The sequence below is a fragment of the Streptococcus oralis subsp. oralis genome (assembly GCF_002096495.1).
GTDB lineage: Bacteria > Bacillota > Bacilli > Lactobacillales > Streptococcaceae > Streptococcus > Streptococcus oralis_CU.
Window position 1 is genome coordinate 81090 of sequence record NZ_NCUO01000009.1, and the last position, 22479, is coordinate 103568.

The following is a 22479-nucleotide window of genomic DNA, read 5'->3' on the forward strand; positions in this document are numbered from 1 at the left end:
TAAAGTGACTTTCCTGACTAGTTTGTTTTACGCTTTCAGGGAGGGGGTTAAGCTAATTCTAAGTTAGTCTTACAATCAGAATGACTTATGAAATTACGAATAATTCCACCCTTTCCTCTCTTTCTTCTACTTTTTTAAGAAAAAACAACAGCAAATATGTATCTTGCTAAAAAGTTCTTGACAAATGCTAAGCGACCATTAGAATGGGAGGTGAGGAGATAAATAGAAACAAATTAAACGAAACTGCTTTATAAAATGTAAGCGGTTTCGAATACACAAAGGAGGGTTTTATGAAAAAACACTTTTGGGAGAAATCCTGTCGCTATAGCATCCGCAAGCTGACGGTTGGGACTGCTTCTGTTTTACTGGGGGCTGTTTTTCTAGTCAACCATACTGTAGCTGCAGACAGTGTTGAAGTCAAGCAAACTGAACCAACCTCTGTCGAAGCTATCACTAAGCCTGATAGTGAACCCCAAGCTGCTGAAGCTACTGAAACTACAAAACCGTCTCTAGCCGAGAGCCCAGTAGTTTCCGAAAGCAAGCCAGCTAACGAGACTCAGACGACAAATAGTCAAGCTAGTGAAGAAGCCATTGTAGAAGCTAAAGAAAATAAGGAACCTGAAAAAGCAGATCAGCCTGTGACAAAGCAAGAAAACTATCAACTCAACTACGATCAACCAACAGCTCCCTCCTATGATGGATGGGAAAAACAAGCCCTTCCTGTCGGAAATGGAGAGATGGGAGCCAAGGTTTTCGGTCTCATCGGTGAGGAGAGAATCCAGTACAACGAAAAGACCCTCTGGTCAGGAGGACCACAACCTGATAGCACCGACTATAACGGAGGAAACTACAAGGATCGCTACAAGGTCTTAGCAGAGATACGTAAAGCCCTCGAAGCTGGTGACCGCCAAAAAGCAAAACAGCTAGCTGAACAAAATCTAGTTGGACCAAACAACGCCCAGTATGGACGTTACCTAGCCTTTGGAGATATCTTCATGGTCTTTAATAACCAGAAGAAAGGACTAGATACTGTAACTGATTATCATCGTAATCTAGACATCACCGAAGCCACTACGACCACTTCTTACACCCAAGATGGGACGACCTTCAAACGCGAAACCTTCTCCAGTTATCCTGATGATGTCACTGTAACCCACTTGACCAAAAAAGGAAACAAGACACTTGACTTTACCCTTTGGAACAGCTTGACAGAAGACTTGCTTGCTAATGGCAACTACTCTTGGGAATATTCCAACTATAAGAATGGTCATGTCACTACAGATGCAAACGGAATCCTTCTAAAGGGAACTGTCAAAGATAACGGCCTCCAATTTGCATCCTATCTAGGAATTAAAACGGACGGAAAGGTGACTGTTCAGGACGAAACTCTGACCGTTACAGGCGCAAGTTATGCAACCCTCTATCTCAGTGCCAAGACTAACTTTGCTCAGAATCCAAAAACCAACTATCGAAAAGACATTGACCTCGAAAAAACAGTTAAAGGGATTGTCGAAGCAGCTAAGTCCAAAGACTACGAGACACTTAAAAAGGCCCATATCAAGGACTATCAAAGTCTCTTTAACCGCGTTAAACTAAATCTAGGCGGAACCAAGACTGCTCAAACGACAAAAGAGGCCCTTCAAGGCTATAACCCAGAAAAAGGACAAAAACTGGAAGAACTCTTCTTCCAATACGGCCGATATCTACTCATCAGTTCGTCTCGTGATCGGACAGATGCCCTTCCTGCAAACCTACAAGGAGTCTGGAATGCTGTAGACAATCCACCTTGGAACGCTGACTACCACCTCAATGTCAATTTGCAAATGAACTATTGGCCCGCCTACATGAGCAACCTTGCTGAAACAGCCAAGCCAATGATCAATTACATTGACGATATGCGTTACTATGGCCGTATCGCTGCTAAGGAATACGCTGGTATCGAATCCAAAGACGGACAAGAAAATGGTTGGCTGGTCCACACCCAGGCGACACCATTTGGCTGGACTACTCCAGGCTGGAATTACTATTGGGGTTGGTCTCCAGCTGCTAACGCTTGGATGATGCAGAATGTCTATGACTATTATAAATTTACCAAGGATGAGACTTATCTCAAAGAAAAGATTTATCCTATGTTGAAGGAAACAGCTAAGTTCTGGAATTCCTTCTTGCACTATGACCAGGCCAGTGACCGTTGGGTGTCTTCTCCATCCTACTCACCTGAACACGGGACCATTACCATCGGAAATACCTTTGACCAATCGCTAGTCTGGCAGCTATTCCACGACTACATGGAAGTCGCCAACCATCTGAATGTCGACCAAGACTTAGTCACAGAGGTCAAGGCTAAATTTGACAAACTAAAACCGCTTCACATCAACAAAGAGGGACGCATCAAGGAATGGTACGAGGAGGACAATCCCCAATTCACAAATGAAGGGATTGAAAATCACCACCGTCACGTTTCCCATCTAGTTGGTCTCTTCCCAGGTACGCTCTTTAGCAAGGACCAGGCTGAATACCTAGAGGCTGCGCGTGCTACCTTGAACCACCGTGGAGATGGTGGTACAGGTTGGTCTAAGGCCAATAAAATCAATCTCTGGGCTCGTCTGCTGGACGGCAACCGTGCCCATCGCTTACTCGCTGAACAGCTTAAGTATTCAACCCTAGAAAATCTTTGGGATACGCACGCGCCTTTCCAAATCGACGGAAACTTTGGAGCAACTAGTGGGATGGCAGAAATGCTCCTCCAATCTCATACTGGCTATATTGCGCCATTGCCAGCCCTTCCAGATGCTTGGAAAGACGGTCAGGTTTCTGGCTTGGTTGCTCGAGGAAACTTTGAAGTCAGCATGAAGTGGAAAGATAAGAACTTGCAAAGCTTGTCCTTCCTTTCAAATGTCGGTGGAGACCTGGTTGTAGATTATCCAAATATCGAAGCCAGCCAAATCAAGGTCAATGGCAAACCAGTCAAGGCAACGATCCTTAAAGATAATCGTATCCAGCTTGCAACACAAAAAGGTGACGTCATTACCTTTGAACACTTCCCTGGTCGTGTAACCAGTCTGACAGCAGTTCGACAAAATGGAGTCACTGCCGAACTTACCTTTAACCAAGTAGAAGGCGCTACCCACTATGTCATCCAAAGACAAGTGAAAGACGAAACTGGCCAAACTTCTGCGACCAGAGAATTTGTAACCAATCAAACCCACTTTATCGACCGATCACTCAATCCTCAACATTCCTATACCTATACTGTCAAGGCTATGCTGGGCGAGCTTGCCACACAAGTTTCTGAACAGGCCACTGTCGAAACCTATAGCGAGTTGATGGACGACCGAGATAGCCGTATCCAGTACGGAGCTGCCTTTGGAAATTGGGCAGACGCAGAATTATTTGGAGGAACAGAGAAATTTGCTGACCTTTCAAAAGGAGACTACACAGACGAAGACCTCACTGCCACCATTCCTTTCACTGGTGTTGGTATCGAAATCTATGGACTGAAATCGTCTGAACTAGGTCTTGCCACTGCTAAAATTGATGGCAAAGAGGTCGGCGAACTTGATTTCCATACTGCTGGGGCAACTGAAAAAGGTAGTCTCATCGGTCGCTTCGCAGGATTATCTGACAGACCTCACACATTGACTCTTCGTGTTAAACGTGAGCACAAAGGACGTGGTAGTGAGCGTTCGAAAATTTCATTAGACTACTTCAAGATCCTAGCAGGAGCAGGCAACACGATTGAAAAAATGGATGATCGTGATTCGCGCATCCAGTATGGTTCCCAGTTTAAGGACTGGTCTGATCCTGAACTCTACGGTGGTACGGAAAAATACGCTGACATCAACAACAGCGACTCTAGTGCAGCTTCAGAAGCTCAGGCAACTATTTCCTTTACAGGGACGGGCATTCGTATTTATGGTTTGAAGAGCCTTGCCCTTGGACGAGCACGTGTTACACTAGATGGCAAAGAAATGCCAAGTCTAGACTTCTACACTTCAGGTGCAACTGAAAAGAGAGCTTTTATTGGCGAATTTACAAACCTTACTGACGGTCCGCACACCCTGACACTACAAGTTGACCCAGATTCGCCAGAAGGTCGCAAGAAAATCTCTCTAGACTCCTTTGATATCATCAAAGCCCCTGCTGTTGGTATAGATAGCCCGAGCATTGCGCCTCTTAAGGAAAATGACAAAACCATTTCCTTAAGCCTACCAGCTGGAGATTGGGAAGCCATCGCAGTGACCTTCCCAGGTGTCAAAAATCCTCTAGTTTTGCGTAAGGTGGATGAAACACATCTAGTTACAAGTGGAGATCAGACTATCCTATCAATCCAAGACAATCAAGTTCAAATCCCAATCCCTGAAGAAACCGATCGCAAAGCTGGAAATGCCATTGAAGCTTATACCATTCAAGGAAATACCACAAGCAGCCCTATCGTAGCCGTCTTTACTAAAAAGGATGAGAAAAAGGTTGACGAGAGTCAGCCAACTACAAGAAAGGGGGACGAACCAGCTCCTACTGTCGAGAAACCTGAGTACACTGAGCCTATCGGGACTGCAGGGCAAGAAGTGCCGCCTACTGTAGAAATTCCTGAGTACACTGAACCTATCGGAACGGCCGGACAAGAAGAGTCTCCTAATTTAGAAAAGCCTGAATACACTGAACCAATCGGAGCAGCAGGTCAAGAGGAAGCTCCTACTGTTGAAAAACCTGAATACACTAAACCTATCGGAACAGCAGGGCAAGAAGATGCGCCTACTGTTGAAAAACCTGAGTACACCGAGCCTATCGGAACGGCAGGACAAGAGGAAGCTCCTACTGTTGAAAAACCTGAGTACACTGACCCTATCGGAACTAGTGGGGATCAGGCTGCTCCAAGCCTTAGCCTTCCTGACTATCCAGTTCGAGTCTTAAAAGATAAGGAAACTGGAATAGAAATCATCGGTGGAGCTACTGACTTAGAAGGAATTTCTCACATCTCTAGCCGACGTGTCCTAGCTCAGGAACTCTTTGGTAAGACCTATGATGCTTACGACCTACAGCTTAAAAATCCAACCGATCATAGCGTACAGCCAAAAGGCTCTGTCTTGGTTCGCTTGCCTATTTCAGCTAGCGTAGAAAATATCTACTACATTACTCCGACCAAGGAGTTGCAAGCCCTTGATTTCGATGTTCGAGAAGGAAAGGCAGAATTCATCACTAGTCATTTCAGTACCTATGCTGTCGTCTATCAAGCTGCTGGAACAACCCTTAGTACAGATGAAAAGCCAAGTGCTTCAGATGCAGAAACCTTGGCACACGAGACTGAACAACTTTCAGCTAGTCCGAGTCTTGCTAAAGCTGGAAATCATTCTCCTAAAGAAGAACTTCCAGCGACAGGAGAAGCATCTAACCCACTCCTCTTCTTAGCAGGCCTTAGCCTAGCCCTAACAGCCACTTTTATGTTAAAAGGGAGAAAGGATGACTCCAACTAACCTTTAACCACACAAAAACAGGATGAAGATCACCTTCATCCTGTTTTATTTTGTAATCAGAAATTATTTTTACAGTAGGTATAAAAAGGCTAAGGTCAAGAGACTTGCTAGAAGCCCAACTCCCCAAAAGAAGAAGTCAACCTTCCACTCGCTCCAAGGATTGCCCTTACCTGAGAATCCTCCAAGCTCAAAATGATGATGTACAGGTGTCATACGGAAAATACGCTTTCCACCACTAAGTTTGAAGTAGGTAACCTGCATCATAACAGAGCTTGTCTCAAAAACATAGATAATCCCAATCAGCAAAAGCGTCCATTCTTGGTGGAGGGCCATAGAGATTGCTGCCAGCATCCCACCTAGAGCCAAACTTCCCACATCTCCCATGAAAACCTTGGCAGGTTTGTGGTTAAAGACGAAGAAACCTAGCAAACCACCAATCATAGCAAGAATCACAAGAAGGATATCCAGTTGATTTTGCATATAAGCAATCACACCGTAGGCCGATAAGCTAATCACCACGGAAATACTTGCTAAGCCGTCGATCCCGTCTGTCAGATTCACCGCATTTGAAAAACCAACTAGCCAGAAAAGGGCAAAGAAGATATAGAAAATACCTAGATGTACTTGGTAGCCAAAGACTGAAAGCATGTCGCCACCACGCTCATAAAAGAGGTAGAAGATCACTCCCCCAAGGAGCTGGAGAGCAAGTTTTTGCTTGGGATTCAATCCTTCGTTGATCTTACGGAAAATTTTGAGGAAATCATCCAAAAAACCTACCAAACCATACAAAACCAAGATAAACAAAATCATGCCGACATTGTTGGTCAATTGTTGGGTAAAGAGAGCAATCAGAAAACTCACAACTACTGCAACGATCAGGAAGACAAGACCTCCCATGGTTGGAGTCCCAGCTTTAGCTTGGTGTTGCTTGACGTCCTCGTGCATCTGCTGACCTGTAATCTGTGCTTTTCGATAAAATCGGATAAAGGCTGGAATGCCAATCAAGGTCAATAGAAAGGCTAGAACTCCAGCATTAATGGAACTAATCATCTTAATCTCCTAAAGTTACTTTCATTTTTTTAATGTCTTTGAGGGCTGTATTGGCACGGACACTTTGTTTCTTGACCGTTTTGCCACTACCTTCCCACTCGACTTCTATATTCAGCCATTTAGCAAATGTTTGCACATTTTCATCTGTCCAGCCGTACATATCAGGCATTTCTTCGACCTTATCTGACAGGATCAAGATCTGCTGATTGGCTTCCAAATTATCTCCTTCAGAAACCGAGAGTTCCTTGATCTTGGTTCCTGTTCCGATAACAATTGGTTGGACCAGGTTTCGGCGCAATTCTTCTGCTAGGTCACCCGGAGTAAAGTCTTTGGTAGCCGGCATAGCATAGCTTGTCGTCTTGCTGACCTGATCCAAGTTCTTGGCAGTTGACTGAAGATTGAGGGATTCTTTCATAGCTGAAGCCCGCTCCAAGATTGGGTTGGCAAATTCTCCCAATTGGATACCTGAATAATGTTCAGGCTGTTGAACCGTTACATACAAGATAAAATCAGGATTTTCGGCAGGGTTCATAGCCACAACTGAGAAAATGTTGTTGGTAGAACCAACCAAGTAGCCTCCATTTTTCTCGTCAGCGATTTCGGCTGTACCAGACTTGAGGGCTACATTCTGACCTGGAACATTGACATTTGGTTTTCCTGTACTGTGGTTGTACATGGTACCGTAGACAGGATCTGTTCCGACCATGACCATGTGCTCCCGAGTAGAGGACGCTGCTGTTTTTGACACAGGATTTCCGACAATTTCCTTTTGAGACTTACGAACAGACTGGTCATTTGGATCATAGAGGGCACTGATAAATTTCGGCTCCAACATAACCCCATCGTTGGCAATAGCTGTAAAAGCACGAAGCATCTGGGTCTGGGTAACAGAAATCCCTTGTCCAAATGAACTCATGGCGATATTGACAATGTTGTCAGCAGGCAATTGACCTGTGTACTCATCTGCCAGACCAAAACGGGTCGGTACCCCAAACTTAAAACGGTTGAGGTAGTCCAGCCAGGTTGCATCCCCCATCTTTTGCTCAAGCAAGGTCATTCCGATATTACTTGAGTGAGCAAATCCTTGAGAGAAGGTCATGGTGCCACCACTAGTCAATCCTTCATTGACGTCCCAGTCTCGAATGGTCGCATCTGCTATTTTCAATTCACTACTGTTAAAGTACTCGCCACCAGGGAAGGTATTGTTGTCAATAGCCGAAGCCAACATCATCACCTTCATGGTTGACCCTGGCTCGTAGTTACTTTGATAGAGGATATCACGCCAGACAAAGTCTTTTGTGATGCCATCCTTGGTATCTGCATTAAAGGTCGGCCGTTGGGTCGTAGCCAGGATTTCCCCTGTTTTAGCGCTAACCAAGGTAGCCGTCATATACTTGCCTTTTACTTTTTCCTGGAAGGCATCCATCTGGGTTTCCATAAAGGATTGCAAGGGACTAGAAAGGGTTGTGTAGACATCTTTTCCGTCTACCATGTGTTGGGAAGCCTGCTCCGTACCCGGAACAATATTTCCCAGACGATCCTTCTCATAGGTGATAATCCCATCTGTACCCGCCAGAATGCTATTTAAAGAACTCTCCAACCCAGATGTCCCAATCAACCTTTTGGTGCCATCCTCATTTTCATGGAGTTGCGCTAAACCGATAAAGGAAGAAGCAAACTGTCCATTGGGATAACTACGGTTAGGGCTAGTTGTGAAGTCAACTCCCTCCACGCCAGCTGTTTTAAGGTCATTTTTAATAGCCATCATATTGGCATAGGTGATCCCATTTCCCTTGGTACCAAAAGATACCTGTTTTAGATCTGGCTGAGAAAGCTGTTCTTTGACATAGGACTCCTCCATATCCAGATACTTATGGAAAATTTCAGCTACCTTATTAAATTGAGAATCCTCTACATAGAGAATTTTGCCTGTTGCTGACTTGTAGGTCTTATCAATAACGGCATAGATATTATACGAAGTCGCATCCTCTGCAATAGGCGTTCCATTACGATCGTAGATGGTTCCCCGTTTTGCAGGAATCGTCTTGGTTGTTTGGTGAACCTTGTTGGCTTCTTGAACCAAGTCCTTACCAAATTTTTTACCCGTTCCGATGATGACCGCAAAGTTGACCAAAAAGACAGCGAAGAGTATGACAGCCAATAAACTCAGGCTTTTCCCTACTCTTCGGCGATTTTCTTCTGGAGATTTACGGTTACGAACGGCATAACGGATGATTTTTTCTTTCCACTGTTTCATTTCTTACTCCGCTGCTCGGATATTTTCGTTATTCAGCTGCAAATCTTTAGAGTCTGCAATCTCTTTCAAACGTTCTGAACGAATCAATTCATTGACCTCTTGCTTGGCATCATCTAGCTCGGTTTTCTTTTCTTCGATTTGAGCATTGACCTTGGTCAATTCATTCTGAACTTGTAATAGCTTGGTCTGCATAAACACAACGCTAATTGCCAGGATAATCATTGTTGCAGCAATCGAAACATAGAAGGCCTTTTCCACACGTGAAAAACCTTTGAACTTCGTTTGCAATAACTGGCTTGTTTTTTCGATTCTTTCTGCCATGTTTTTCCTCTTACTTGTGAATTTTTCTAGCCACGCGCAACTTGGCTGAATGCGAACGATTGTTGGCTTCTAGCTCTTCAGCACTTGGCAAGATTGGCTTACGGGATACCAATTCCATCTTGGGCTTAAGGTCATCTGGAATGAAGGGCAAGCCTTTGGGAACTTCCACTGTTGAAGCTTCCTTGAATAATTGCTTGGTCAAGCGGTCTTCCAGCGAATGGAAGGTAATGATCGAGATTCTACCATCCAGAGCCAGCATGTCCATGGCCTGCTGGATAGATTCATCTGCAGCGCCCAGCTCATCATTGACTTCGATTCGGATAGCCTGAAAAATCTGCTTGGCAGGGTGTCCCTTTTTCTTGAGCTCCTTGGCAGGCTTGGCCGACTTGATAATCTCTGCCAACTCCGTCGTTGTCTCAATGGGTTTCACCTCACGCGCTTGCTCAATCTTACGAGCTATCTGTTTAGAAAACTTATCCTCACCATACTTGAAAAAGATCCGAACCAAGTCATGATAGTCATAATGATTGACCACCTCATAGGCCGTCAGACTAGCTTCCTGATTCATCCGCATATCCAGTGGCGCATCCTTTTTATAAGAAAAACCACGTTCACGCTGATCCAGCTGAGGACTGGACACCCCTAAGTCATAACAAATTCCATCAATTTCCTGGACACCAGCCTCCTGCAAACGTGCCTGCAAATGACGGAAGTTATCCTTGATAAAGGTTACCATCCCTTTTTCGATATAGGGTGCCAACCGTTTATGCGCGTTGTCAATGGCATTCTGGTCCTGGTCAAAGGCATAGAGATGCCCTTTTTCGCTCAATTTACTTAATAAATATTCGCTATGGCCTGCTCCACCCAAAGTCGCATCAACGTAGATACCGTCAGGTTTTACGTCAAGCATATCAACCGTTTCATGAAGCAAGACCGTTACATGATGAAATTCTTTTGTCATATCTTATCTATTTTACCACAAATCTGACCAGCTTGCACTTGTCAGACAAGGCTAAGTTTCTTCGAAAAAAATTCTCAAAAATATGTCATATATACTTGACATCCCATCCCCAAAAGAATATAATATAGTCAAATATATACGACATATCAGAAAGGAGACCCTATGAATCGTGTTAAAGAATTCCGCAAGGAACTGGGCATTTCTCAGCTCGAGCTCGCCAAAGATATCGGTGTCTCGAGACAGACCATCAACATGATTGAAAATGACAAGTACAATCCAACCCTAGAACTCTGTCTCAACCTCGCCCGCAGCCTCCAAACTGACCTCAATAGCCTCTTTTGGGAAGACGATTTTTAAAAAAGGAGCAAACAAATGAAAAAAGAAACTCTCACTGAAAAACTCATCAAACGCATATACGGTATTTCTGGCCCCCTTGACGAACACAAACGGCGCGAGGCTGATCGTATCGGGAATCAGGTCTTTATCGTTCTCTTTTATCTGATGACATTTGGCAACCTCATCCCCTTTGTCCTTGCTTATAAATATCCGCAAATTGTCGCTATCGGCTATCCTCTTGTGGTATTCGGCATTTCGATGATTTCTGCTCTCTATGTGCTCTCCCAAACCAGGAAAACAGGCATCACAGCTATTGACCCCGAAATGTTAAGCAAGAAAGAAAATAAACAACTGCATTTTCCTGGTCTAAAAGCCGGTCTAATCTATGGCATGGGCATGTTCTTTGGAATACCGCTTCTGAATGTCCTAACCGATGATAGCAAGGATTATCTTGGTTCTCTTTTAAATACAGGGCATTTTGTATCAACTATCCTAGCTACCTTCTTCTTCGGAGTGACCATGCAAATTATCGTCTCTCTTCGCATTCAAAAGGCCAAGAAAGACCAAGAAGACGACTAGGAGGTTCCTTATGAAATCACTAGCTAAACTACTGATCAGTCATGTTTTTATCAGTATCTTTGTTACCTTTTTCCTACTTTCTGGACATATTGAGCATCCTTTCTTGATTATCTTTCTTTTATTCCTTCCTGTATTGAATAAGGGACAGAGATTCCAGAAAATCCAATCAAAAAAAATACGTCTTCTAAAGGCATCTCTCTGTTTTATCCTCGTATCCTTTCCACAACTTTTAACAAATCCTATGGATTGGAGATACCTGGTATTTCTAATAATCTGTATCATTTTTAGTTTGGTTTACTTCTATACTCTCTATCAACTCTTTAAAGAAGTCAATCAAAAATCGCTCATTTAGGAGGTTACTCCCATGAAAAAAGAAGATTTCACCACTCGCTTACTCAAATTATTCTTTCACATACAAGGACCTTTTGATGAATGTCGTCAAGAGATAATCTACAGGGCTTGTGCCCGTGCCTTGATCCAAATCGTTTACTCCTCCCTCCTACTCTTCTTGTTCTATCTCCTATTTGGACGCTTCATAGAGTTGGTTCGAGATGCCATGCCCTACCTCTATTTTGGACTTATCTTCGTCCTCGCATCTAGGGCGAGACTAGCAGTTCGCAACTTACATTTAGACAAGGATGACCCGTCCGAAATCCATCATAAAAGCTACAGCAAAAGCCAAATCAAAGTTCATAGTTGGGGTGTATTCATCAGTATTCCAATTAGCTTGTTTGTCTTATCAGCCTTTCACAAACTCTTTGTTCAGCATCTTCCACTCGATACCTTTTGGGACAATCTCTCCCAGTTCGATAAAACGCTCCCTTTACTAGTGTTAGGATTGGGTATTGGTGCCATCTTTGGAACCATGACCTATGCCTTTTTATCGGAACACGTTAAAAAATAGACCAAGATTCGCTAATTTTTTAATTTATAGGCAAAGAATCCCACCTAGTTCGTTCTAGGTGGGATTCTTTTATTTCTTAACAGAGGTCGCAAGTCATTTCCCTTTCATCTTAGAAAGTAGACTCTTTCCAACTCACACTACAATCCAAGACTTGTTGCCTTTCTTCTTGATTGCGGCCTTCAATCTGGTCAATCAAAATCTTTGTAGCCTGTTGTCCTTCTTCAAAGGCGGGCTGAACCAGCGTCGAAACACTTGGAGAAGAAAAGCAAGTCCACTCCGTATTGTCAAAACCAATCAACCCAACTTGTGGCAAGTTATAGTTCAACTCTTTGATAACGGTAAAGACTAGAGGTAGGGCCCAACAGTTAGGAACAAATACCAGAGTTTTTTCATCGAGATTGATTTCTTTTTGTAAAAATTCCTTAATTTGTTCCAAATTCGTATGCTTATCTTCAATGGTTAGACTGGCGTGGCGCATATTAGCATCTGTTAAAGCATCCACAAAACCACTTGCCCGCTCAATCCGAGTACTCAAACGACTCGTATCCGCTGTAATCAAAAGAAAATGCTCATAACCTTTTTCGATACAGGACTGGGTCATGTCATAAACGGCATCATAGTTATTGGTTTTGACCCAGCTAGTCCGGTGTTCATAGAGCTGACTATCAAAAAAGACCATTTTCTTCTTTTTCTCATCGATGATACGAGAATATTTTCGGAAATTAGAGGTCGGCTGAATAATAAAGCCGTCTACTCCCAAGAGAAGCATGCTTTCAATATACCGGTCCTCACTCTCTTGGCTGTAATTACTATTTCCTATCATTACCTGGTAGCCATTCTGGCTGGCGATATCCTCAATTCCCTTAACAATTTGGTTTGAGAAACTGTTGGTAATATCACCAATCAAAACACCAATTAATTTTGTTCGTTTGGAGTTTAAGCTACGCGCAACAATGCTCGGTTTGTAATTTGTTTCATGAATAACTTTTTCAATCTTTTCACGTGTCTCTCGGGACATTTTTTCATATTTCCCGTTTAGGTAAAATGACACGGTTGTTTTCGAGGTCTGAGCCATTTCTGCAATGTCTTTTATGGTCAGTTTCTTCTCCAATCTAAAACACCTCCTACCAATACTTATTATAACATATTCACTATTCAAAATACCTATTTCTAGCACTGCAAGCGAATCATTCTCTCATTTATTTTATCATATACTAGACATTTCCCACGCATTTTTGTTCCGTCAACGAGGCATAATTTTTCACCTACACAAATATCCTCGCTTAATAACAAAATCAGCTTGTCTGTTTCGTCATTTTTCACTTCAAAAGCCAGAGCATTTTCCACTTCACGACCATCTGTCTGGTAGACAGAATGAAGGATGATTTCAAAACTCTCATGCGCAATGATGGTATAATCCAGCATCTGATTCTCAAAGAATTGGCGCTTGGTGAGTTTGCTACTTTTTTCAAGTTCATTGTATTTAGGAGAAATAATGGTAGCTTCTAAATCAAAATCAACTTCACTCCATAGTCTCAACCGATTGATTTTCCCATCTTGATAGGTCACATCCTTGTCAAGAATAAACTGGGTCAACGCCTCATGCTGACCTTGACACCTGATATCATCTACCAAGAGCCAGACATCCTCTGCCAACATGAGGATTTTTCTCCTGTAAAGATAAGGCAAATCAGGATCTACTGACAAATAAGCCCCCTCAATATAATGCACTCCCTCTCTTTCTTTGTGGTGACAAAACAGGGAGTGAGGATAGTATTCATATTCCCAGGATCCCGTGATCCTTTCTGGAGCTTTCCCATCTACCATACAGGTCGAATGACTCCAAGCACTCTTTAAGAGATAACGTTCATCTATCTCCCGATAAGAATAACGCCCAGCATCTATGAAAATCGGTTGGCCTTGATACTGTAAGCAAAAACTATTCTCGTCACTATGGCTATGGGCACTTCCCAGCGGACCGTTTTTGAAAAATAGATAACGATGTTCATCCTTAATGCAGACATGTCCAGAGTCTTCAAAGATCATGGACTTAGGCTGCCAAGCTCTCTTTTCAAATTCCTGCAGTCGCTTGACCTTTTCTCGCCCTAGGAACAAGAGGTTAAGCAAATCAACTTTAACATCCAGACCGTTAAGAAGATCTTCCTTGTTCAAAACCACAGCAGACAGGCTCAAAATCTCTGTCGTTTCTGTAGAATCGCTATCACCAAAAGCTAAGGTCCGTCCATCTAATCCTGTCATCATTTGAATATAGGTCGCCATCTTTTCCAGCAACTCTTGAAAGCTATCTTGCAAGTCTGGAAGCAATATACACAAGTCCAGCAAGGCTTTATAAACCTCTACATGATAGAGAATCGACTGTTCAAACTGGCTTCCATCCTCTAAAATCTGCGTCTCAATTTGCTGTTTCAACTCCTCTGAAGCAAAAAGGTAAACATCTTCTAAATCCATCTTATCTGAAAAGAAATGATAGATAGCAAGCATAGGAATTGTTTGTAAAATTCCCCAGTTACTAAGGGTGTACTTGGCGCGATAGTGGCTTTTCATAAAGTCAATCTGCTTTTCTAGACTGACCAAAATTTTCTCTAGTTCTTCCTCTTCTAGCAAGTCAAATTTCGAGAAGAGCAAGAGTAGTTTTAACCAAGTAAAGGAACGAATGCCCGTATCCAAGGTTCTGGTCATCAAAGATTGAGGAGAAAACTCTCTCACCTGCTCAATCCAATCAAATAGAAAGAACTTGCACTTTTGAATATAGCCCTTATCTCCTTCTACCAGATACCCTATCATAAACTGCAAGAGATATTCTTGTCGATTGAGCATATAAGCCCATTCTGGATCATCTTCAAATACTTGATTCCACACCATCGGCTGGATTTGATAGATTTTTGAACAAGGTTCCATATCCCAAGGACTATCAAACATAAAACGATTGTCCATCAAGCGTTCAAGGGAACGCTTGACCTTCTCATAGTCTTTTGAACAGTGAGACAAGATATAGTCACGACATTGGTCCCCATCGACTCTTTCAAAAAATTGTCTTCTTTCTTCTTTCATTATCTATTACCAGAAAAAGAACTACTTAAAAAGCAGTTCTTTTGTCTTTCCCATTACACTTTCCTTTTCTACATAGATGACGACTCCTTTTGCAATCTGCAAAGAGATCAAGTCATCTTTGATAGAAATGATTTTTCCATGAATTCCAGACAACAACAACACTTCATCATCAGGTTTTAAAGAAGCAAGATACTCTTGTCGTTGCTCCATCTGTTTGCGAAGCAACTTTTGCTGACGAATAGATTGAAAGCTTGACAGTAAAAGGGGGCTAACTGCCAAGACAATCACTATTCCATAAAACAATGTCGTATTCATTAAGCTAGAATCTTAAGCCAGCTTCCGATAATTCCGATGATAACTGTTAAAATAACGAGTTTATATGTTGTCCATTTCTTTTCTTTGATCAAGTAGTAAACTAAAAGTGTAAAGAGGGCTGGTAGAAGAGCTGGAGCAACCTTATCAAGCATTCCCTGAATGCTTACGATACTTTGTTTAGCGTCTGCTTTTACTTCCCCTGCAGCAAAGGTGATTGGCACCATAATCTTCACAGAAGTCGCTGCCAAACCAGCAATTACAGTTACACCGATAATATTGGCAATACGAGAAATCGTTGCCATCTGTTCGCTCAGTTTATCAATCACAGTTGTTCCTAGTTTGTATCCATACAGACCAGTTGACAATTTAATAGCGGTCAAAATCGTATTCATCGCTAGGAAGAACAAGATTGGACCGACAACCAAGCCTTCTTGAGCAAACGAAGCTGCGATGGTTGAGAACAATGGAGCTAAACAAAATTGTGAAAGAGAATCCCCAATACCTGCCAATGGTCCCATCAAGGCCATCTTGATGCTACGTGTTTCTTTTGCTGGGCGACCATTTTCCAACATTACAAGGTGCAAGCTGGTAATAAAAGGCAGGAAGTGTGGGTTGGTATTATAGAATTCACAGTTTTCTTCCAAGGCTTGGTAGAAACCTTCCTGATCCGCTCCATAGTGTTTTTTCAAAGCAGGATACATTACATTGGCATATCCCAACCCTTGATAGTTACTATAGTTAAATCCATTTTGTAAAAAGAATGCCCGCAAAGACGTTTTAAGATAATCACGTTTTGTTAATTTGTTAGATCCAGTCATCGTGTGCTTCCTCCTCTACCACATGATCCGCTGTTTTTGGCTTGTTATAAAATTCAATCAAAGCAAAGATAGTACCTACAATTGCGATACCAATTGTTGGGATGTTTAGATAAGCCGCACAAACATATCCCAACAAGACAAACGGAATCAACTCTTTCTTAGCCATCACTGACAAGATCATCGCAAAACCGATAGCTGGGAGCATTTTACCAGCAACTGTCAAACCTGTAAGCAATACTGGCGGAATGTAATCTACGAGTTTTAACAAGGTATCCATTGAAAGGGCACCCAAGCAACCCAAGGTAAATCCAATAAAGGCAAACAACCAAATTGTTGCATTTAGAGTGAACTTGAATTTCTTCAAATTATGGTTTTTCAAGTGCTTCATCGCCGTTTCAGGCGCCCCAGCACGTACAGTGTAGGCGAAAGTTTGTAAGAATTGAATCGCCACAGCAATCGGAGTAGAGAGAGCAAGAGCCGCTTCTGGACTGACTTTACCAGCACTAGTGATAGCCATCAAGGTACCAAAGATACCAGGTCCGATTGGGTTTGGTGGAACAGTACCTCCAGCACCAACACCGAATCCCATATAAGCCAATTCACCAATAGCTCCCATTGCAAGAGCAGTAGGCAAATCACCTAGAATAATTCCGACACCAAATGACAGAACAATACATCTATTGGTGTAAATCCCTAACAGCATTCCACTAAAACAGAAAGCTGTCCATAATCCAATTAAAATCGCTTGAAATACATTAATCGACATAACAATCTCCTCTTTTAAATATAGTCCAGAATGTTGACTTCAACAGCTCCATCATTTCCTGTTGGAGTTGTTTTCGTATTAAATGTTACTTGATGCGTTTGACTCAATTCCTTAAGAGCTACCTTGTCCTCTTCACCCAGGAAGATGGAGCGTGTCACTTGCTCTTTACCAGAGGCATTGTGAATGTTCCCAATATTGATTTCTTTGATAGGGACACCACCTTCTACCAAGGTTAAAGCGTCCTTCACATCCTTTACAACAATAAAAATTGTTTGAGCAGGGTTAGCCTTGTGAATGATATCAATCACCTTTTGTAAAGGGAAGAAACGCATAGCAACTGAGTCTGGCACAACTGTTTTCATCAGAGTTTGTTGCATCTTGTCCGTGCTCACTTCGTCATTGGCGACAATGACCGTATTACAACCTAAGTATTTTACCCAAAGTTGTCCTTGCCCGTGAATCAACCGTTCATCGATACGGGTCATAATAATATTTGGCGTTGTCATATTTCTCCTCCTACCAATATAGGTTCCAGTCTTTGTAGAAACGGATAAGCGCTTCTAGGTAATAGTAGTCACCCCAGATATTGCCTTCATCCACTCCTTTACCTGAATGCCATGAGTACACACCGTGGAGGAGACTTGTCCCACCAGGGGTAAATTGATCATTTGCATAATGTTCGATCAAGGAACGAAGCATGGCATGCATAGCATGTTTATAAATATCTTTGTCAGCATCCACCTCTGGGAGATGTTTTAACATTTCATGAATCCCACAGACGGCGATAGCTGTTGCTGAAGAATCTCGTGATTGATCACTACCATCATTAAAAATCAAATCCCAATAAGAAACATGATCTTTTGGCAGACGATTCAAGAAATAATTGGTTACACCCTTAAACAAGTCAAAGCAGGACTCGTCTTTCAGATAACGATAAGTCAAAGGAATACCATAGACTCCCCATGATTGACCACGTGCCCAGCATGAATCATCACTATACCCTTGTCTCGTTACACCTTTAAGGGGTTGACCTGTCTCAGGATCAAAATAGAAGGTGTGGAAGGACGAAGCGTCATCACGGATTACATTATTAGCTGAAGCATAGAAATGACTTTCTGCAATATCGTAGTATTTTTGATTGCCTGTTTCTTGATAAGCAAAGAACAAGAGTTGAATATTGAGCAAGCAGTCGATAATCAAACGGTAATGTTCTTTTTTGCCCAAGTCTCCCCAAGCCTGAATGAAGCCACCTTTTTCTTGATAGCGTTCAATCAACTTATCTGCAGCTTTCAAGGCTGCTTCTCTAGCCTCTCCATCTCCATCTCCATTTATCTTATATTCAGCCATACAAGACGGTGTGTACAAGAAACCGAGATCATGGTGATCCAACTCTACTCTCTTATTGACACGCTCCAGAAAAGAAAGAACATTTTTATGTGCCATGTTTTTAAATGCATCCTGTTGACTGTATTCATAAGCCAACCACAGTTCTCCCGTCCAGAAACCATTGGTCCATTCTGTGTTATCCATAATTGGATAGACATTATCAAAGGTAGCTGGTGTGGGGAAATCTTCCTTGAAATAGTCAAGGTTGAGTTCTAACTGCCTAATAACCTTTTCAATTGCCTGACCGACTTCTTCTTTCGTCAGAAGTGGTACTTCTAAGAAGCGCTCAGGCGATTTTATTTCTTCAATCGTAATCTTTTTTATCATTCTTTAATCCTTTAAATACCTGATTCGAAATCTTCTTCCTCTGCCTCTACATCAGTTGAAAACAATTCTTTACCATTTACGACTCCACTTTGGGCCGCTGCCACTGCTTTATCAGCAACTTCATCAAATCCATGGGCCATTCTAGCAAAGACTGCTTCCATTAACATGGCCAAGTTCAAACCTGAGAGAACATTCATTGTTTTGGTTGGATTTTCTACCATTATAGTAGAAGAAACCTTAAATGGTGTCCCTCCCAAGAGATCACTTAGGATTAAAACTTTTTCTTCATTTGAAATTGCAAGTAAGATTTTTTGCTTGAGTTCATCTGCTGACATTCCTTCCACAAAGTCAATCGCCTCCACATTTTCTTGATCGCCTGCAATCAATTGTAAAGAACTATAAATCCCTGTGGCAAAATGTCCATGCCCTACAAGTACAATTTTCATCTTTTCTCCTTCCTTGTTTGAGTTTACCGGTTTACTTTACATTTCCCATTGTAAACCTTTATTTTTATCTTGTCAATAGTTTTTTTAAAAAAATATTAGCGCTTTCATTGTTTATTTAACCATTATAATAGACAGAAATTTCAAAATCTTCCGTTTTTTAGGAAAAAAAAGATTTTAAGAAATATAAACATTTAATTATTGACAAAACCGGTTTACTAGAATATAATTTGGTTATAGAGAAGTCTTAACAAATTTGAAAGGAAGTATCAAATGACAAATACATCATTCTCAATTGAGCAGTTTTCTTTAAAAGGAAAAATTGCTCTCATTACAGGCGCTTCTTATGGAATTGGATTTGCGATTGCCAAGTCCTATGCAGAAGCGGGTGCTACTATCGTCTTTAACGATATCAATCAAGACCTGGTCAATAAAGGGATTGAAGCTTATCGTGAAGTTGGCATAGAAGCCTATGGGTATGTCTGTGACGTGACAGACGAGAACGGTATCCAAGCCATGGTCAAGCAAATCGAACAAGAGGTTGGTGTCATTGACATCCTCGTTAATAATGCTGGTATTATCCGCCGAGTTCCAATGTGCGAAATGAGCGCCGCTGATTTCCGTAAGGTCATCGATATTGACTTAAACGCACCATTTATCGTTTCAAAGGCAGTTATTCCTTCTATGATAAAGAAAGGGCATGGAAAGATTATCAATATTTGTTCGATGATGAGCGAACTGGGACGTGAAACAGTTAGCGCTTATGCTGCCGCTAAAGGGGGCTTGAAAATGTTGACCCGCAACATTGCGTCTGAATACGGTGGAGCCAATATCCAATGTAACGGAATTGGACCGGGTTATATTGCCACTCCTCAAACAGTACCTCTTCGTGAGTTACAAGAAGATGGTTCTCGCCACCCATTTGACCAGTTCATCATTGCAAAAACACCTGCTGCACGTTGGGGGAATCCTGAAGATTTGATGGGCCCTGCTGTCTTTCTCGCTAGTGATGCCAGCAATTTTGTCAATGGCCACATCCTATATGTAGATGGCGGTATCTTAGCCTACATCGGAAAACAACCTGAGTAACAATAGAAAGAAGATCTTATGAAAATCGCATTAATCAATGAAAATAGTCAAGCTAGCAAGAATCACATTATTTACGATAGTCTGAAAGAAGCAACAGATAAAAAAGGCTACCAATTATTTAACTATGGTATGCGTGGAGAAGAAGGTGAAAATCCATTAACATACGTACAAAACGGACTAATGGCTGCTATCCTTTTAAATACAAAAGCAGTCGACTTTGTTGTTACCGGCTGTGGTACAGGTGTAGGGGCTATGCTTGCTTTGAACAGCTTCCCTGGTGTTGTCTGTGGTCTAGCAGTGGACCCAACTGACGCTTACCTTTATTCTCAAATCAATGGTGGTAACGCCTTGTCTATCCCTTATGCCAAAGGATTTGGCTGGGGGGCAGAACTGACCCTCAAATTGATGTTTGAACGCTTATTTGCTGAAGAAATGGGCGGTGGCTACCCAAGAGAACGTGTAATCCCTGAACAACGCAACGCTCGTATCTTAAACGAGGTGAAACAAATCACCCACAATGATTTGATAACCATCCTTAAAACAATCGACCAAGACTTCCTCAAAGACACCATCTCTGGCAAATACTTCCAAGAATACTTCTTTGAAAACTGCCAAGATGATGAAGTCGCTGCTTATTTGAAAGAAGTATTAGCCAAGTAAAGCTATTCTAAACCAGAAAGGAACTAATGGATGACGAAAATCTTACTGTTTGGCGAACCATTAATTCGAATCTCACCATTAGATGCCACCAGTATCGGCGATCATGTTGCCAGTTCGACTTATTTTGGCGGATCAGAAATTAATATCGCTTGTAATTTGCAAGCCCTGGGTATCTCAACGAAAGTCTTTACCGCACTCCCTGCCAACGAGATTGGAGATCGTTTTATTACATTCTTGAAACAGCACCAAATCGATACCAGTTCAATCTATCGGCTTGGCGATCGAATCGGCCTCTACTATTTGGAGAACGGCTTTGGTTGTCGTCAAAGTGAAGTTTTCTACGATCGTAAGCATACGAGCATCAGTCAGATTCGGCCAAACATGCTAGATATGGATTCTCTCTTTCAGGGGATTAGCCATTTTCATTTTAGTGGAATCACCGTAGCTATCGGTCAAGAGGTTCGTACGCTCCTTCTCCTACTCTTGGAAGAAGCCAAGCGCCGAGGGATTATCGTTTCAATGGATCTCAATCTGAGAACAAAGATGATTTCAGTCCTAGAAGCCAAGTATGAATTTTCTAAGTTTGCTCGTTTCGCTGATTATTGCTTTGGTATTGATCCTCTCATGATTGATGACCAAAATCTAGAGATGTTCCCAAGAGACAGAGCTAGCCTAAAAGAGGTGGAAAATCGCATGCAACTTTTAAAAAAAACCTATGGTTTCAAGGCCATTTTCCATACCCTCCGCTCTAGTGATGAGCAAGACAAAAATGTCTATCAAGCCTATGCTCTGGGAGAACGATTTGAAGAGTCTGTCCAACTAAAAACTGCAGTCTATCAACGAGTTGGTAGCGGGGATGCCTTTATCTCTGGTGCCCTTTACCAACTACTCCATCATTCCTCCCTAAAAACTAGCATTGACTTTGCAGTTGCCAGTGCCACTCTCAAATGTACTCTTCCAGGAGACCATCTCTCCACTCCCGCAGCTAGTATTGAAAAATTACTGGAAAATGCACAAGATATCATTCGTTAGGAGAATTACATGACCAAATCAGATACGATTATTGAACTAAAAAAACAAAAAATTGTCGCTGTCATTCGAGGAAATACAAAGGAAGAAGGACTACAAGCTTCGATTGCTTGTATCAAGGGCGGTATCAAAGCTATTGAAATTGCCTATACCAATCAGTATGCAGGGCAAATCATCAAGGAACTTGTAGACTTGTATCAGGACGATCAGAGTGTTTGTATCGGTGCAGGTACTGTGCTTGATGCCGTAACTGCTAGAGATGCCATTCTAGCCGGAGCAAATTACGTTGTTTCTCCATCTTTCCATGCTGAAACTGCAAAAATGTGCAATCTTTACAGCACACCGTACATTCCAGGCTGTATTACCCTCACAGAGATAACGACTGCACTTGAAGCCGGTAGTGAAATCATCAAACTCTTCCCAGGTAGTGCTCTCAGTCCATCATATATCTCTGCAGTCAAGGCGCCAATCCCACAAGTTTCCGTAATGGTAACCGGAGGAGTCGGCCTAAATAACATTCCTCAATGGTTCGCTGCTGGTGCAGACGCCGTTGGAATTGGTGGCGAACTCAATAAACTCGCTTCCCAAGGCGACTTTGACCGCATCAGCGAGATTGCCAAACAGTATGTTACACTCAGATAAAATGAAGTGAAAAAGGATAAGTGTTAACTTATCCTTTTTTAAAAGAAAAA

21 protein-coding genes are annotated in these 22479 nt (G+C 42.2%); 9 read left to right on the forward strand and 12 right to left on the reverse strand.

What is annotated here, in order from left to right:
- Positions 1–290: 290 nt before the first annotated feature.
- The gene (locus B7717_RS01415; RefSeq protein ID WP_084944037.1) at positions 291–5474 is read left to right on the forward strand and encodes an SIALI-17 repeat-containing surface protein; all 5184 of its coding nucleotides are present in this window, start codon (positions 291–293) and stop codon (positions 5472–5474) included.
- A gap of 69 nt (positions 5475–5543) precedes the next feature.
- Here the strand turns inward: B7717_RS01415 and mraY are convergent, their stop codons facing one another.
- From mraY to rsmH, 4 genes are read right to left on the reverse strand one after another with little or no spacing between them, the layout of a single operon-like run.
- Positions 5544–6524, reverse strand: a complete 981-nt coding sequence (gene mraY, locus B7717_RS01420; protein ID WP_049478821.1) for a phospho-N-acetylmuramoyl-pentapeptide-transferase — start codon at positions 6522–6524, stop codon at positions 5544–5546.
- 1 nt (position 6525) lies between these two features.
- The gene (gene pbp2x / locus B7717_RS01425; protein ID WP_084881298.1) at positions 6526–8781 is read right to left on the reverse strand and encodes a penicillin-binding protein PBP2X; all 2256 of its coding nucleotides are present in this window, start codon (positions 8779–8781) and stop codon (positions 6526–6528) included.
- A 3-nt stretch (positions 8782–8784) separates the two neighbouring features.
- A complete protein-coding gene (ftsL, locus tag B7717_RS01430) occupies positions 8785–9102 on the reverse strand; it encodes a cell division protein FtsL (RefSeq protein ID WP_049519852.1) in 318 nt (105 codons plus the stop codon).
- A 10-nt stretch (positions 9103–9112) separates the two neighbouring features.
- Positions 9113–10063 carry a 16S rRNA (cytosine(1402)-N(4))-methyltransferase RsmH gene (gene rsmH / locus B7717_RS01435; RefSeq protein WP_049519854.1) on the reverse strand — a complete coding sequence of 317 codons (951 nt, stop codon included), beginning with the start codon at positions 10061–10063 and terminating at the stop codon, positions 9113–9115.
- Between the two features lie 162 nt (positions 10064–10225).
- Between rsmH and B7717_RS01440 the strand changes: the two genes are divergently transcribed.
- Genes B7717_RS01440 through B7717_RS01455 form a run of 4 tightly spaced genes read left to right on the forward strand, consistent with a single transcriptional unit; the run spans position 10226 to position 11882 of the window.
- Positions 10226–10420: a helix-turn-helix transcriptional regulator gene (locus B7717_RS01440; protein ID WP_001082470.1), complete on the forward strand. Its 195-nt coding sequence runs from the start codon at positions 10226–10228 to the stop codon at positions 10418–10420.
- A gap of 15 nt (positions 10421–10435) precedes the next feature.
- Positions 10436–10978, forward strand: coding sequence for a DUF3278 domain-containing protein (locus B7717_RS01445; RefSeq protein ID WP_084944038.1), 543 nt, complete (start codon positions 10436–10438; stop codon positions 10976–10978).
- Positions 10979–10988: 10 nt separating this feature from the next.
- Complete coding sequence (locus B7717_RS09735) at positions 10989–11330, forward strand: hypothetical protein (RefSeq protein WP_049477814.1); 342 nt, start codon at positions 10989–10991, stop codon at positions 11328–11330.
- Positions 11331–11342: 12 nt separating this feature from the next.
- Positions 11343–11882: a DUF3278 domain-containing protein gene (locus B7717_RS01455; protein WP_084944039.1), complete on the forward strand. Its 540-nt coding sequence runs from the start codon at positions 11343–11345 to the stop codon at positions 11880–11882.
- A gap of 109 nt (positions 11883–11991) precedes the next feature.
- Here the strand turns inward: B7717_RS01455 and B7717_RS01460 are convergent, their stop codons facing one another.
- The 8 genes from B7717_RS01460 to B7717_RS01495 are packed head-to-tail and all read right to left on the reverse strand — an operon-like array spanning position 11992 to position 19012.
- Positions 11992–12993 carry a LacI family DNA-binding transcriptional regulator gene (locus B7717_RS01460; protein WP_162284737.1) on the reverse strand — a complete coding sequence of 334 codons (1002 nt, stop codon included), beginning with the start codon at positions 12991–12993 and terminating at the stop codon, positions 11992–11994.
- Positions 12994–13052: 59 nt separating this feature from the next.
- On the reverse strand, positions 13053–14954 hold the full coding sequence (locus B7717_RS01465; RefSeq protein WP_084944041.1) for an alginate lyase family protein: 1902 nt from the start codon (positions 14952–14954) through the stop codon (positions 13053–13055).
- A 21-nt stretch (positions 14955–14975) separates the two neighbouring features.
- Positions 14976–15269: a preprotein translocase subunit YajC gene (locus B7717_RS01470; protein WP_084944042.1), complete on the reverse strand. Its 294-nt coding sequence runs from the start codon at positions 15267–15269 to the stop codon at positions 14976–14978.
- Positions 15269–16087, reverse strand: coding sequence for a PTS system mannose/fructose/sorbose family transporter subunit IID (locus B7717_RS01475; protein WP_000148024.1), 819 nt, complete (start codon positions 16085–16087; stop codon positions 15269–15271). The genes B7717_RS01470 and B7717_RS01475 overlap by 1 nt, the downstream gene beginning before the upstream one ends.
- A complete protein-coding gene (locus B7717_RS01480; protein WP_000026610.1) occupies positions 16074–16853 on the reverse strand; it encodes a PTS mannose/fructose/sorbose/N-acetylgalactosamine transporter subunit IIC in 780 nt (259 codons plus the stop codon). Before B7717_RS01480 ends, B7717_RS01475 begins: the two co-directional genes overlap by 14 nt.
- A 14-nt stretch (positions 16854–16867) precedes the next feature.
- Positions 16868–17359 (reverse strand): PTS sugar transporter subunit IIB, encoded by a 492-nt coding sequence (locus tag B7717_RS01485; protein ID WP_084944043.1) that lies wholly within the window; start codon positions 17357–17359, stop codon positions 16868–16870.
- A 10-nt stretch (positions 17360–17369) separates the two neighbouring features.
- Positions 17370–18566 (reverse strand): glycoside hydrolase family 88 protein, encoded by a 1197-nt coding sequence (locus tag B7717_RS01490; protein WP_084944044.1) that lies wholly within the window; start codon positions 18564–18566, stop codon positions 17370–17372.
- A gap of 11 nt (positions 18567–18577) precedes the next feature.
- A complete protein-coding gene (locus B7717_RS01495) occupies positions 18578–19012 on the reverse strand; it encodes a PTS sugar transporter subunit IIA (RefSeq protein WP_084944045.1) in 435 nt (144 codons plus the stop codon).
- 270 nt (positions 19013–19282) lie between these two features.
- On the opposite strand from B7717_RS01495, the gene B7717_RS01500 reads away from it, so the two are divergent.
- Genes B7717_RS01500 through B7717_RS01515 form a run of 4 tightly spaced genes read left to right on the forward strand, consistent with a single transcriptional unit; the run spans position 19283 to position 22429 of the window.
- Positions 19283–20098 (forward strand): gluconate 5-dehydrogenase, encoded by an 816-nt coding sequence (locus B7717_RS01500; protein ID WP_084944046.1) that lies wholly within the window; start codon positions 19283–19285, stop codon positions 20096–20098.
- Positions 20099–20116: 18 nt separating this feature from the next.
- Positions 20117–20758: an RpiB/LacA/LacB family sugar-phosphate isomerase gene (locus B7717_RS01505; RefSeq protein ID WP_000684780.1), complete on the forward strand. Its 642-nt coding sequence runs from the start codon at positions 20117–20119 to the stop codon at positions 20756–20758.
- A gap of 30 nt (positions 20759–20788) precedes the next feature.
- Positions 20789–21790 carry a sugar kinase gene (locus tag B7717_RS01510; RefSeq protein ID WP_000161467.1) on the forward strand — a complete coding sequence of 334 codons (1002 nt, stop codon included), beginning with the start codon at positions 20789–20791 and terminating at the stop codon, positions 21788–21790.
- Between the two features lie 9 nt (positions 21791–21799).
- On the forward strand, positions 21800–22429 hold the full coding sequence (locus B7717_RS01515; RefSeq protein ID WP_084944047.1) for a bifunctional 4-hydroxy-2-oxoglutarate aldolase/2-dehydro-3-deoxy-phosphogluconate aldolase: 630 nt from the start codon (positions 21800–21802) through the stop codon (positions 22427–22429).
- The last annotated feature ends 50 nt before the right edge of the window (positions 22430–22479 follow it).